The 11,471-nt window shown below is 66.3% G+C and carries 11 protein-coding genes; 7 read left to right on the plus strand and 4 right to left on the minus strand.

What is annotated here, in order from left to right; translation table 11 throughout:
• From C8N34_RS19700 to C8N34_RS19730, 7 genes are all read left to right on the plus strand, one after another.
• Positions 1–1,254: an imelysin family protein gene (locus tag C8N34_RS19700; RefSeq protein WP_108130196.1), complete on the plus strand. Its 1,254-nt coding sequence runs from the start codon at positions 1–3 to the stop codon at positions 1,252–1,254.
• A gap of 54 nt (positions 1,255–1,308) precedes the next feature.
• Complete coding sequence (locus C8N34_RS19705) at positions 1,309–1,560, plus strand: (2Fe-2S)-binding protein (RefSeq protein WP_108130197.1); 252 nt, start codon at positions 1,309–1,311, stop codon at positions 1,558–1,560.
• Positions 1,561–1,693: 133 nt separating this feature from the next.
• Entirely contained in the window at positions 1,694–2,179 is a 486-nt protein-coding gene (gene bfr, locus C8N34_RS19710) for a bacterioferritin (RefSeq protein WP_054304614.1), read from the plus strand.
• Between the two features lie 152 nt (positions 2,180–2,331).
• Positions 2,332–3,846, plus strand: a complete 1,515-nt coding sequence (locus tag C8N34_RS19715; protein ID WP_108130198.1) for a di-heme oxidoreductase family protein — start codon at positions 2,332–2,334, stop codon at positions 3,844–3,846.
• On the plus strand, positions 3,846–4,805 hold the full coding sequence (locus tag C8N34_RS19720; protein WP_108130199.1) for an imelysin family protein: 960 nt from the start codon (positions 3,846–3,848) through the stop codon (positions 4,803–4,805). The genes C8N34_RS19715 and C8N34_RS19720 overlap by 1 nt, the downstream gene beginning before the upstream one ends.
• 4 nt (positions 4,806–4,809) lie before the next feature.
• Positions 4,810–5,880 (plus strand): DUF1513 domain-containing protein, encoded by a 1,071-nt coding sequence (locus tag C8N34_RS19725; protein ID WP_108130200.1) that lies wholly within the window; start codon positions 4,810–4,812, stop codon positions 5,878–5,880.
• An 88-nt stretch (positions 5,881–5,968) separates the two neighbouring features.
• Positions 5,969–6,937 (plus strand): type I glyceraldehyde-3-phosphate dehydrogenase, encoded by a 969-nt coding sequence (locus tag C8N34_RS19730; RefSeq protein WP_108130201.1) that lies wholly within the window; start codon positions 5,969–5,971, stop codon positions 6,935–6,937.
• 72 nt (positions 6,938–7,009) lie between these two features.
• On the opposite strand, the gene C8N34_RS19735 is transcribed toward C8N34_RS19730, so the two are convergent.
• The 4 genes from C8N34_RS19735 to C8N34_RS19750 all read right to left on the minus strand — a co-directional run bounded on the left by C8N34_RS19735 (position 7,010) and on the right by C8N34_RS19750 (position 11,454).
• Positions 7,010–8,323, minus strand: coding sequence for an aspartate aminotransferase family protein (locus tag C8N34_RS19735; protein ID WP_108130202.1), 1,314 nt, complete (start codon positions 8,321–8,323; stop codon positions 7,010–7,012).
• Between the two features lie 10 nt (positions 8,324–8,333).
• Complete coding sequence (locus tag C8N34_RS19740) at positions 8,334–9,350, minus strand: phosphotransferase (protein ID WP_242013853.1); 1,017 nt, start codon at positions 9,348–9,350, stop codon at positions 8,334–8,336.
• Positions 9,351–9,399: 49 nt separating this feature from the next.
• Positions 9,400–10,881, minus strand: coding sequence for a nucleobase:cation symporter-2 family protein (locus tag C8N34_RS19745; RefSeq protein ID WP_108130203.1), 1,482 nt, complete (start codon positions 10,879–10,881; stop codon positions 9,400–9,402).
• 81 nt (positions 10,882–10,962) lie between these two features.
• A complete protein-coding gene (locus C8N34_RS19750; RefSeq protein WP_108130204.1) occupies positions 10,963–11,454 on the minus strand; it encodes an ureidoglycolate lyase in 492 nt (163 codons plus the stop codon).
• Between the last annotated feature and the right edge of the window lie 17 nt (positions 11,455–11,471).

Below are 11,471 nucleotides of genomic sequence, written 5' to 3' on the forward strand. Positions count from 1 at the left end.
ATGAAACGCATCCTTCTGCCCGCCCTTCTGTCGACCGCCGCCCTGCCTGCCTTCGCCGTGACCGAGGCCGAGGTCGTCAAGACCTATGCCGATATCGCTCAGGCCGGGTACGGTGACAGCCTTGCCACGGCGAAGGCGCTGCAAACGGCAGTGGATGCGCTGATTGCCACTCCGTCGGAGGCCACGCTCCAGGCCGCGCGCAGCGCCTGGCTTGCAGCCCGCGTGCCCTATCAGCAGACCGAGGCCTTCCGCTTCGGCAATCCGGTGGTCGATGACTGGGAGGGCCGGGTGAATTCCTGGCCGCTGGACGAGGGGCTGATCGACTATGTCGACCCCGGCTATGGCCAGTCCGAGGAAAACCCGTTGTCCACGCTGAACGTGATCGCGACGCCGAAGTTCAGCATCGGCAGCACCGAAGTGGATGCCACCACGATCACGCCCGCGCTGATCAGGGAAACCCTGCACGAGGCTGACGGGATCGAGGCCAATGTGGCTTCGGGCTATCACGCCATCGAATTCATGCTCTGGGGGCAGGATCTGAATGGCACCGCGCCGGGGGCGGGCAACCGCCCGTACACCGATTACCTCACCGGCGACGGCTGCACCGGCGGCAATTGCGACCGGAGGGGTGCCTATCTGAAAGCCGCGACCAACCTTCTGGTGGCGGATCTGGAAGAAATGGCGGGCGACTGGGCCGAAGGTGGTGCAGCCCGCGCCGTGGTGACTGACGATCCGGCCAAGGGCGTGCAGGCTATCCTGATGGGTATGGGCTCGCTGTCCTACGGCGAGCTGGCGGGCGAGCGGATGAAACTGGGCCTGATGCTGAACGACCCCGAGGAGGAGCATGATTGCTTCTCGGACAATACCCATAACAGCCATTACTACGATGGTGTCGGCATTCGGAACGTCTATCTGGCCAGCTATACCCGGCCCGATGGCAGCACGGTTTCCGGCCCTTCGCTGTCGGAACTGGTGGCAGAGAAGGATGGCGCGCTGGATACCGAACTGCGCGCGCGGCTCGACGCTTCGGTAGAGGCTCTGGGCGCGGTCAAGGCAGCGGCCGAGGGCGGCTTTGCCTATGACCAGATGCTTGCTCCGGGCGACAAGAAGGGCGAGGCGCTGATCATGGGTGCCGTCGATGCACTGGTGACGCAGACCGCCTCGATCGAGCGTGTCGTGCGCCTGCTGGGCATTTCGGGGACAGCGTTCGAAGGCTCTGACAGTCTCGACAACCCCGACGCCGTTTTCCAGTGATCCCGCAAGGGGGCGACACACGCGCCCCCTTCCCCCCTCCGGGCCGAGGTTGCCATGATCGTCTGCCACTGCATGAATATCACCGATCACGAGATCCGCGCCGCCGTCGACTGGATGCGCGCCGCCGATCCTGAAACCATCGTAACCCCCGGCAAGATCTATCACGCGCTTGGTAAGCGGGCCGATTGCGGCGGCTGCATGCCCCTGCTGCTGGATACGATGCGGTCCTGCGACAGTTTCGGTGTTGCCGACCAACCCGCCCGCCCGCCCGTGCTGACCGCAATGCGTCAGCGCCGGATCGGCTGAAGTTCGCAATTTTTAGAATTATTCTAAATTATGCCGCCCACCCATGGACAGGCTGCGGACAGTGGCATAGCGTTTCATTCACACGAAGCCCGTCGGGATGCCTGCGCAGCCCGAGCAACGAATGAGGAACCCCATGAAAGGCGATGCAAAGGTCATCGAATATCTGAATGCCGCGCTGCGCTCCGAACTGACGGCGGTCAGCCAGTACTGGCTGCATTACCGGCTTCAGGAAGATTGGGGCTTTGGTCATCTGGCCGACAAGTCGCGCGCCGAAAGCATCGAGGAAATGCAGCACGCCGACCGGCTGATCGCGCGGATCATCTTCCTTGAGGGTCATCCGAACCTGCAAAAGCTTGACCCGCTGCGCATCGGCCAGACCGTGAAGGAAACGCTGGAATGCGATCTGGCGGGTGAACATGACGCCCGCACCCTGTATATCGAGGCGCGCAAGCATTGCGATGCGGTGGGTGATTTCGTCAGCCGCGCCCTGTTCGATGCGCTGATCGCCGACGAGGAAGGCCATATCGACTTCCTTGAAACCCAGCTTGGTCTTTACGAGAAACTGGGCGAAGAGAAATACGGCCTGCTGAACGCCAAACCCGCCAGCCAGGCGGAATGAGCGCAGGCGGGGCCAGCCACCGGCCCCGCCCCTTCACAGGAAAGTGTCAGCGTCAGAGCCTTGACGCGGCACCGTGTGAAAACGACGCATTGCGCGCGGCAAAAACTCCCGATAAAAAAACTCGGGATACGCCCTGACGCATCGGCACTCACATGACTTACCGCCTCGCCTTTACGGCTGCGCTTCTGCTTGCAGCCCCCGCCATGGCCCAGACGCTTGACGACCGGCACCTGCCCGTCCTCCCCCGCACCAAGGCCGAAACCGCCCGCATCGCCCGCGTGCTTGCGCCCCCTACCGATTTCAGTGCGCCTGAGAAGTTCGAGGCGAAACCCGGCGGCGCCGCGACCACCCGCGCCATCGCCACCGCCGATGCCTTTTCGCAAAGCTCGGAAAACATGCCCTTCGCCCGCGAGATGGATTTCAAATTGGGCAACGGGCTGTTCCGCAAGACCTGGGTCGCGGCGCCTTCCTCGACCAAGGCCAGCGACGGGCTGGGCCCCTTCTACAATGCCCGCGCCTGTCAGGATTGCCATATCAAGGACGGGCGTGGCCATACGCCCGAGGGCGCGGACGAGCCGCGGGTGTCGATCTTCCTGCGGCTCTCGGTGCCCGGCGGCAATCCGGTGCCCGAGATAGCCGATTACATCGCCACAAGCCCCGAACCGACCTATGGCGGCCAGTTGCAGGACTTCGCAGCCCCCGGCCTGACACCCGAAGGACGCATGGGCATCGACTGGCGCGAAGAGCCGGTGACGCTGGCCGATGGCACAGTGGTTTCCCTGCGCCACCCGACCTATCGGTTCGAGGCCCCCGCCAACGGCCCGCTGGCCCCGGACATCCAGCTTTCACCGCGCGTGGCGCCGCAGATGATTGGCCTCGGTCTGCTGGAGGCGATTCCGGCGGCTGACATCCTTGCCCATGCCGACCCAGAGGATGCTGATGGCGATGGCATCTCGGGCCGCCCGAATATCGTGATGAGTGCGGAATATGGCGCACCGATGCTGGGCCGTTTTGGCCACAAGGCCGGTGCGCCGACGATCAAGGAACAAAGCGCAGGCGCCTTCGCGGGGGACATGGGGCTTTCCACCCCGTTGCATCCCGATCCCTGGGGGGATTGCACCGCCGCGCAGACCGCCTGCCGCACGGCGCCGCACGGGCAGGAACCCGACATCCGTGACGGGCTGGAGGTTGATGCGCAAAGCCTTGATCTGGTCACCTTCTATTCCCGCAACCTCGCCGTGCCGGAACGGCGCGGGCTGGATGATCCGCAAGTCCTGCGCGGGAAAGAAATCTTCTATCAGGCACAATGCGCCGCCTGCCATGTGCCGAAATTCGTCACCAACCGGCTGAAGGACCAGCCGGAACAAAGCTTCCAGCTGATCTGGCCCTTCACTGACCTGTTGCTGCATGACATGGGCGAGGGTCTGGCCGACAACCGCCCCGAAGGCCGCGCCACTGGCCGCGAATGGCGCACCGCCCCCCTGTGGGGCATCGGTCTGACCGAACAGGTTTCCGGCCACAGCCAGTTCCTGCATGATGGCCGCGCGCGCACGATACTGGAGGCCATCCTCTGGCACGGCGGCGAAGCCGAAGCTGCCCGTGACATGGTTGTCAACCTTCCCACCGGGGACCGCGAGGCCCTCATCGCCTATCTGGAGAGCCTGTGATGATCCGTCTCTGCCTGTCTGCCCTGCTGCTGACCACCGCCCTGCCCGCCCATGCCGATGTGGCCGAGGCGGTGAAGAAACACGCTCTGCCCGGCTATGCCCGTTTCGCGGAAAAGACCGCCGCCCTCGCCGCACTGGACACTTGCGAGACCGAGCCGTTGCAGGCCGCCTGGAACGAGGCTTTCGATGCCTGGCTGGGCGTCGCCCATCTGCGGCTGGGTCCGGTCGAGGAAGATGGCCGCGTGCTGGCCATCGCCTTCTGGCCCGATCCGAAGGGGCTGGGCCAGAAACAGCAGCGCGCCTTGCTGGAAGCGGCTGACACTGCTGCGCTGACACCGGATCGGATGGCCGAACAATCGGTGGCGGCGCGGGGTTTCTTCGCACTCGAACGGCTGCTCTGGCCCACCGAGCCGCCGCAGGGCGATTACGCTTGCGCCCTGACCCATGCCACAGCAAAGGATCTGGCGCGGATGGCGGCGGAAATCGACGGCGAATGGAAAAAGGGCTTTGCCGAAACGCTGATCAACCCCCGCCCCGATGGCCGCTACCTGAACCGCAGCGAAACCCGGCAGGCGCTGTTCACCGCGCTGGTTACCGGGATCGAGTTCAACGCAGACAGCCGGGTTGGCCGCCCGCTGGGCACGCTGGACCGCCCGCGCCCCGAACGCGCCGAAGCGCGACTTTCCGGCCGCAGCCTGCGTGACATCACCCTCTCGCTGGAGGCGCTGCGCGGGCTGGCCCATCAACTGCATGATCCGCTGCCGCAGACCGATGCCGCTTTCGACCGCGCGCTGAAACAGGCCGAAAAGGTCGATCTGGCCCGGCTGGACGACTCCGGCATGTGGCTGAAAGCCCAGATCCTGCAACAGAACATCAAGGCCATTGCAGAAACCGCTGTCATCGAACTCGCCCCCGCGCTGGGGTCGTCGGTCGGTTTCAACTCGGCCGACGGGGATTGATCCGATGCAACGCCGCGCTTTCCTTGCGACCCTCGCCGCCGCAGCCGCCACGCCCCGGCTCAGCTGGGCCGATGCCGGAAGCCCCGCCTATCTGGCTGCCGCGCGCCTGCCCGATGGCAGCTATGCGCTGCATGGGTTGACCGTGGCGGGTGAAAGCCTGTTCGGCCTGCCGATGCCCGCGCGCGGCCATGCCGCCACCGCCCATCCCGAACGGCCGCTGGCCGTGGCTTTCGCCCGCCGCCCGGGCACCTTCGCGTTGGTGATCGACTGCGCCCGCGGGATCGAGACCGCGCGGCTGACCCCGCCGGAGGGTCGGCAGTTCAACGGCCATGGCACGTTTTCCGCCGATGGCGCGGTGCTTTACACCTCGGAGGTCATCGCCGAAGGCTCCGAAGGGCGGATCGGCCTGTGGGACAGCGATACCTGGCAGCGCATCGGCGAGATGCCGACCCACGGCATCGGCCCGCATGACATCCGCCGCCTGCCGATGTCGGACGATCTGCTGGTCGCCAATGGCGGCATCCGGACCGATCCGACCGACCGCACCAAGCTGAACACCGATACGATGCGGCCAAACCTTGCCCGTATCGCGCCGGACGGCACACTGGTGGCAAAGGCGGAACTGCCCGAAGGTCTGCGCCAGAACTCCACCCGTCATCTGGCACTGCTGCCCGATGGCCGCGCCGCCTGCGCTATGCAATGGGAAGGCGACAGCGCCGAAACGCCGCCCCTTCTGGCGCTGTGGCAGGCGGGCGCGCTGGCGGCCTGTCCGGTGCCCGAGACCGAGGCCGTGACCATGCAGAACTACGCAGGGTCCATCGCGCATAGCCCCGAGACCGGCGAGATCGCCCTGACCTCGCCGCGCGGCGGGGCGGTGCAGGTCTTTGCTGCCGACGGCAGCTTCAGGGCCAGCTTCCGCCGTGCCGATGCCTGCGGCATCGCTGCCGGGCCGGGCGGGTTCGTGGTGACGGATGGTAATGGCGCTGTGCTGGCCCTGACGGGTTCCGGCCTGCGCCCGCTGGCCAGTCATACCCTGAACTGGGACAACCATCTCATCGCGCTGGAGCGGACCTGACAGGAACCGGGGGATATGATCAAATCCCCCCCTTGCATCCCGACCCGCCGCATGCTCATCCTCGGCCCGCAACAGGCGGGAGGCGCGGATGCGAGTCTTCATCAACGGCTTTGGCCGGATCGGGCGGTCGGTGCTGCGCGCCTGGGCAAAGGGCGCTGGCGCAGGGATCGAGATTGTCGGGATCAATGACATCGCCGCGCCCGAAATGTGCGCCTACCTCTTTGAATTTGACAGTGTCTTCGGCCCCTATCCCGGCCATGTGGCGCTGGAGCCCGGCGCGCTGGTGATCGACGGGCGCGCGATTCCGCTGCACCGCACGCCAGACATTTCCAGCCTTGATCTGTCCGGCGCCGATCTGGTGATGGAATGCACGGGCCGCGCCGACAGCCGCGCAGTGGCGGAGCGCGGGCTGAAGGCCGGCGCACGGCGGGTGCTGATCTCCGGCCCCTCGAAAGCCGCGGACCTGACGCTGGTTCTGGGCGCCAATGACGCGGCGCTGGCGGATCAGGCGATCGTGTCGAACGCCTCCTGCACCACCAATGCGCTGGCGCCGCTGGCGCGGCTGATCCATGCGCATTGGGGCATCGTCACCGGGTCAATGACCACGATCCATTGCTATACCGGCAGCCAGCCCACGGTGGACGCGCCTGCCGCCGATTTCGCGCGGTCGCGCGCCGCGGCGCTGAGCATGGTGCCCACCACGACATCCGCGCAACGATTGGTCGATCTGGTCCTGCCCGATCTGGCGGGACGGCTGGAGGGGTCAGCCGTGCGGGTGCCGACGGCCAGCGTTTCGGCAGTGGATCTCTGTGTCATGACCGAACGTCCGGCCGAGGTGGAGGCGGTGAATGCCGCTTTCCGTGCGGCGGGCGGCGTGATCGGTGCGACCGACCGGCCGCTGGTCTCTACGGATCTGCGGGCGCGGGCGGAAAGCATCGTCATGGCCTGCCCGGAAACCCGCGTCACGCGCGGCGGCATGCTGCGCGTGTTCGGCTGGTATGATAATGAATGGGGCTTTTCCAACCGGATGCTGGATGTTGCCCGGCTGATGGGCTGACGGCGCGGGGCGGGGGTGCGGACCGGGGCTCTGCCCCGGACCCCGGAGTATTTTGACAAGAAGCAACGGGATTTAGCCCGGGCGGCGCAGGACGCGCTGCATCTTGTCGAGGAAGAAGGCGACATTGTCGGGGCTGAAGGTCAGCGGCGGGCGGATTTTCAGCACATGGCCCTGCGGGCCGGTGGCCGAGATCAGCACGCCCTCATCGCGCAAGCCGTTCACGATGCGGGCGGCGCGGGCCGCGTCGGGGGCGCCATCGGCCACGATGTCTAGGCCGAGGAACAGGCCTGCCGCGCGCAGATCGCCCAGGGTGGCGTGGTCTTTCGCGAGGCTTTGCAGGCCGTCGGCAAAGAGCGCGCCGGTGGTGCGGGAATTGGCGATCAGCCCTTCGTTCGTGATCACGTCCAGCACCGCATTGGCCACCGCCGCCGCCACGGCATTGCCGCCAAAGGTGTTGAAATAGCGGGCGTGACCGGCAAATTCGGCCACGACCTCAGGTCGGACGGCGAGGCCTGCGACCGGATAGCCATTGCCCATCGGTTTGCCCATCGACACCATGTCGGGCACCACGCCATGCCGGGCGAAGCCCCACATGCCAGCGCCGGTACGACCGAAGCCGGGTTGCACCTCGTCGGCGATGAACAGGCCACCGGCGGCGCGGATTGCCTCAACAGCGGGGGCAAGGCAGCCGGGCGGATCGGCGAAAATGCCGTCGGAGGAGAAGATGGTGTCGACGATCAGCGCAGCGGGGCGGATACCGTGGCGCGCGAGATCGGCGATGGCGGTCTGCACAGCCTGCGCGAAGCCTGCCCCCACGTCGTGGCCAAGGCGGCGCGGATCGGGCGGCGGCACCACGCGGACATGGGTGCCCAGCGGCACGCCCGCGCCCAGCGAGGGCGAGAATTCGGCCACGTTCTGCGTGACGCCGTGATAGGCGTTTTCGGTGACGATGATGCCGGTGCCGCCGGTATGCGCCCGCGCGATGCGCAATGCGAGATCATTGGCCTCGGACCCGGTGCAGGTGAACATCATATGGCCCAGCGTCGCGGGCATCGTGGCCAGCAGGCGCTCGGCGAGGGTCAGCACGGTTTCGTGGAGGTAGCGGGTGTGGCTGGCGAAGACCGCCGCCTGATCGGCCATGGCAGCCACGATACGCGGGTGGCAATGGCCGCAGGAGGCGACATTGTTGTAGGTATCCAGATACTTGCGGCCCTGTGCGTCATACAGCCAGACACCCTCGCCCCGCACCAGATGCAGCGGGTGTTCGTAGAAGAGCCGGTAGGCCGGGCCAAGCGCCGCCTGACGGCGCGCGACCAGTGCGGCTTCCTCGGGCGGCAGATCGACCGCACCGGGGCGGAAGGCGTTGGGCATGGTCTCGCGGGTCATTCTGGCCTCGTCAGTCAGGGCACGGCAGGGCCAGAAGGCCCGCCCGCGCGCCGGGGAAATTGCGCAGGATATAGGGGGCATTGCCGGGCTGCCGCGCGGCGCGGTGGCTGGTGATCGCAAGCGTCGTGACCATGCGGATCGCGGTCAGGTCGCGCAGCAGCGCCGCTTCCTCGGGCAGCAGCGGCAGGATGCTGGCCCAGCCTTCGGCCACCTGCATAAGCGAGGCTTCGGCCTCGTCGGGGTTGAGCTGATAGGCCGCCGCCACCGCCAGATCGCAGATGCGCGGGGTAAAAACCATATCACCGAAATCCAGCACGCCAGAAATATGGGCGGGATCGTCCGGCGCGGTCAGTACGTTATGCGAGTTCAGGTCGGCATGAACCACCTGCCAGGGCAGGCCCATCAGGCGCGGCCCGACCTGCCTGTCGAACCGATCCAGCCAGCGGGTGCAGATCGCACGCAGATCGGCATCGGCGATGGCGGGCAGCAGCGGGCGCAGGCGGCTGGCGTGTTTGATGTCCCATTGCAGCACATGCCGGGCAGCGGGGTGGTCAAAACCTTCCAGCGCGCGGGTCAGGCGCGCGGCCATGCTGCCCATCGCCCGCCGCAGCGCGGCTGACGGCACGACACGGTGCATCGGCACGCCCTCAACCCAGGACAGCAGCCGCATCCGGTTGCCCCCCGCCAGCAGCACACTCGCCGCACCATCGCGGGCGCGGATCGCACGCGGTACCGGCAGGCGGGGATCGCGCGCGGCGATATGGTCGAGCGCGAGGGTCTGAAATTCGGTGACACCCGCATCCTCGGCCGCGTTCACCACCTTCAGCACGAAATCGCCCTGCCCCGTGCGGAGGCGAAAATTCAGATCACGCTCCGATGTCAGTGGCTCCAGCCTGCCGTCGATTCCCCAATGTGCGGCGACGGCCGCAAGACACTCTGCCTCGGTCAGGGCAGGCGGCGGCACGTTCAGGATCGGACCAAGCGGGTCGTCAGTGGCGGGCATCTGCGTCATGGCGCTACGGAACATGAAAACGCCCCCGGCGGCAAGGCCGGGGGCGACAGGCGCATGTCGGCGATCAGTGATCGGCCATGCTGGCAGCGGCCTTCGCCTCCTCGGCACTGCCCGAGGCGCCGTTGAAGAAGGCATTCAGCGCCACGGCGGCGATGGAGGCCAGAAGGATGCCGCTTTCGATCAGCGGATGCAGACCATGCGGCATCCATTGCTTGAAGTTCGGCGCGACCAGCGGGATCATTCCGAAGCCGAGGCTGACCGCCACCACGAACAGGTTGTTGCGGTTGGTGGTGAAGTTGACACCCGCAAGGATGCGCACGCCGGTCGCGGCCACCATGCCGAACATCACGAGACCCGCCCCGCCCAGAACCATGGTCGGGATCGATTCGACCAGTGCGCCCATCTTGGGCAGCAGCCCCAGCACGATCAGGATGATGCCACCCGCGACGCAGACAAAACGGCTCTTGATCCCCGTCACACCGACGAGGCCGACATTCTGGCTGAACGAGGTATAGGGGAAGGTGTTGAAGATGCCGCCGATCAGCGTGCCCAGACCATCGGTGCGCAGCCCGGCGGCCAGCGCCTTCTGATCGACCCGCCGCCCGGTCATGTCGCCCAGCGCAAGGAACATGCCGGTAGATTCGATCATTACCACGATCATCACCAGCACCATGGTCAGGATCATCACCGGATCAAAGCTCGGCATGCCGAAATGGAAGGGCGTGATGAAAGCAAAAATATCAGCCTTCGCCACCTTGTCGAAATTCATCGCGCCAATGGCAATGGCAAGCACGCAGCCAATCACGATGCCCAGCAGGACCGAGATATTGGCGATGAACCCCTTGGCAAACCGCGCGATCATCAGGATCGAGAGCAGCACCACGGCGGAAACCGCGATATTGCCCAAGGGCGCATAGGCCGGGTTCTGCATGCTGGGGGCAGCGGCCAGTTTCTCGGGCATCGGCGGCAGGCCTGCGGCGGCGGCCCCGTCCTTCATCGCGGCCAGCCATTCGGCATGGGCCGGATCAACGATGGAAGGCGCGGTCGGCCCGAACGGGTTGCCGAAGATCCAGTTGATGCCGATCCGCATCAGGCTGACCCCGATCACCAGGATGATCGTCCCCGTCACCACCGGCGGGAAGAAGCGCAGCATCTTCGACACCAGGGGGGCGATCAGCATCGAGATCACCCCCGCCGCCATGATGGCCCCGAAGATCGCCCGCGCGCCTTCGGGGCCGGGATTGGCATTGGCCATGGCGACCATCGGGCCGACAGCGGCAAAGGTCACCCCCATCATCACCGGCAGCCTGATGCCGAACCACTGGGTCACGCCAAGGCTCTGGATCAGAGTGGCGATGCCGCAGACAAACAGATCGGCCGAGATGAGGAAAGCCACGTCGGCAGGGTCAAGTTTCAGCGCACGACCGATGATCAGCGGCACGGCAACGGCCCCGGCATACATCACCAGCACATGCTGGAAGCCGAGGCCGAGGAGTTTCGGGGCCGGCAGGATTTCATCCACCGGATGCGGAGTTGAGGAGGCCATTCTGTCCCTTTCCTGCGGAGGAGTTGTTTTTCGCGCCGTCTCCGCACCTCCCCCGGGGGTCGCGGTCCGGTTAGGCCCCGCTTATGGCGCAGGGAGGATCATGTAAGGCTCGGGGAACCAGTGTTCCTGAAGGTTGGGCGTGGTGCCGATACGGTCGACCACGGCGAAAAGGCCGGGTTCATGCAGCGGCGTCAGCACCCCGTGCCAGGTGCCGCGATGCAGGTTGATCGCCTGCGCCCCGTCGGTGACGAAAGCACGCGGGCGACCGGGGGGGCCGCCTTCGTCCGGGGCCACGATCACGAGGAAGGGATCGGCGCTCATCGGGATGAAGGCCTGACTGCCCTCCGGGTGACGCTCCACCATATCAAGCGTATAGGGAAAGGCGCGCGGCACCGCCTTGAAGATCGACAGGCCCGCCCGGGCCTCCGGGCCGAAATCCAGCCGCGCGCGGTCGTGATACCGGCCACAGAAGCCCTGATTGATGATCCGGTCCGGCGCACCGCTGGCAGACAGCACATCGCCGAAGGGGGCGAAGGCCTCGGGGGTCAGCGGTTCGGTGAGAATCTGCAACATGGTCGGTCTTTCGTGGA

It is taken from the genome of Gemmobacter caeni (genome assembly GCF_003054195.1).
Lineage (GTDB): Bacteria > Pseudomonadota > Alphaproteobacteria > Rhodobacterales > Rhodobacteraceae > Gemmobacter > Gemmobacter caeni.